General features: G+C 68.0%; 2 protein-coding genes. One reads left to right on the top strand and one right to left on the bottom strand.

The annotated features are described in order from the left end of the window. The first annotated feature begins 267 nt into the window (after positions 1-267). The gene (locus tag FNQ90_RS22290; RefSeq protein ID WP_182607989.1) at positions 268-1,059 is read left to right on the top strand and encodes an IS5 family transposase; all 792 of its coding nucleotides are present in this window, start codon (positions 268-270) and stop codon (positions 1,057-1,059) included. Here FNQ90_RS22290 and FNQ90_RS22285 read toward each other — a convergent pair. Further along, positions 1,016-1,561 (bottom strand): hypothetical protein, encoded by a 546-nt coding sequence (locus tag FNQ90_RS22285; RefSeq protein ID WP_182607988.1) that lies wholly within the window; start codon positions 1,559-1,561, stop codon positions 1,016-1,018. The genes FNQ90_RS22290 and FNQ90_RS22285 overlap by 44 nt on opposite strands. Positions 1,562-1,674 lie beyond the last annotated feature (113 nt).

Raw genomic sequence — 1,674 nt, 5'->3', positions numbered from 1 at the left:
AGGAGCTGTTGTCGTTCCGATCGTGAGGGGTGGGCGTCGAACGGGAGTCTCGTTCGGGTGACCGTGGCTGGCTGCGGGCATGAAGGCAGGGCCTCCTGGTAGCTCGGGGTTGCGAAGCCAACCGAGATCCAGGAGACCCTGTTGCCGCAGTTGTACGTGCTCGCGCCGGTGGAGTTCAACTCGGCTGCTCTGTCGTGTGATTGTGTCGCTCACCGGTTCGGGAACGCGGCCGACCATCCGGAGCATGTTCGGAGGTATCCCTCGGACATGACGGACGCGGAGTGGTCTGTGGTCCGGCCGCTGCTGCCGGTGCCGGGCTGGATGCGAGGTCGGGGCGGGCAGCCGGAGGCGTACTGCCACCGGGCGATACTGGACGCGATCCGCTATCTGGTGGACAACGGGATCAAGTGGCGGGCGATGCCGGCCGACTTCCCGCCGTGGGACCGGGTCTATGCGTTTTTCCGCCGTTGGCGCGACCACGTGCTGGTCAGGGAGTTCCACGACCGGCTGCGCGGCCGGGTCCGCGAGGAGTCGGGGCGGGATGTGGAACCGACGGCCGGTGTGATCGACTCGCAGTCCGTCAAGGCGGACGCCGTCGTCGGCGCCGACAGCCGCGGTTTCGACGGTGGCAAGCTGGTCAACGGCCGTAAACGGCACGTAGTGGTTGACACCCTCGGCCTGCTGCTGGGCGTGATGGTCACCGCGGCGGACATCGGCGACCGCGCTGCCGCGAAGGTGCTGCTTGAGCGGGTGACCGAAGCTCACCACCGGCTGGAACTCGTCTGGGCCGACGGCGGCTACACCGGCAGCCTCGTCAAGCACTGCCTGGCCGCGCTCGCGCTAGTCCTGGCGATCGTCAAGCGGAGCGACGACATGCGCGGATTCGTGGTGCTGCCCAAGCGGTGGATCGTCGAGCGGCTCTTCGCCCACCTGATGCGAAGCCGCCGTCTGGTGCGTGACTTCGAACGATCCACCAGCAGCGCCGAGGCGATGATCTACTGGTCGATGACCATGATCATGACCCGCCGCCTGGCCCGCTCACGCTCCGCGCGAGGGTGAACCGGCCCGGTGCCGGCTCGGTCAGCCAGCCCCGCGCGACCAGGCGTTTCGCCTTCGACCGCAGCCCCTCCACCTTGGCCGGCACCACATCCAGGCCGAACGCGGTGGCCATCTCCTGACAGGTCAGCGGCCCTTGACCGAGACGGACCCGATCCTCGATCGCGGCCAGGATGCGCTGGTAGTCCACCGACAGTGCCGTCCCGGCCAGCCCCTCGCGCCACATCGGAACCTGTGACCTCGCCTTCACCGTCAAAGGCGCAGACGCCTCCACCTCCGCTCCCGTCACAACACCCTCTGGCACCTCGGTGACCACGCCGGCTGAGTCACTGCCCGGCGCGGACAGCACCGCACCGACACGCTCGCGGGCGATCGTCCACTCCGACCACTCCTGCTCGGCCACCGCGAGCTCGGCCTGAATACGGTCCGCTTCCTCACGCAGCCCGTCCACACGACGACGAGCGGCAAGCTCGTGCTGTTCCAGCAGTCCGACAACCGACGGCATCCGCGACCTCCACGAGAGCGACGAAACGACACCCCATCACTCCCACACCGACGCCGCCCCTACCCCTGACCAGCGAAAACGCAGCCGTCAGACTCGGAAAGACAACAGCGTCT

Source organism: Streptomyces alkaliphilus, assembly GCF_014141535.1.
GTDB classification, from domain to species: Bacteria; Actinomycetota; Actinomycetes; order Streptomycetales; family Streptomycetaceae; genus Streptomyces; species Streptomyces alkaliphilus.
This window is presented reverse-complemented; position numbering and strand designations above follow the sequence as displayed.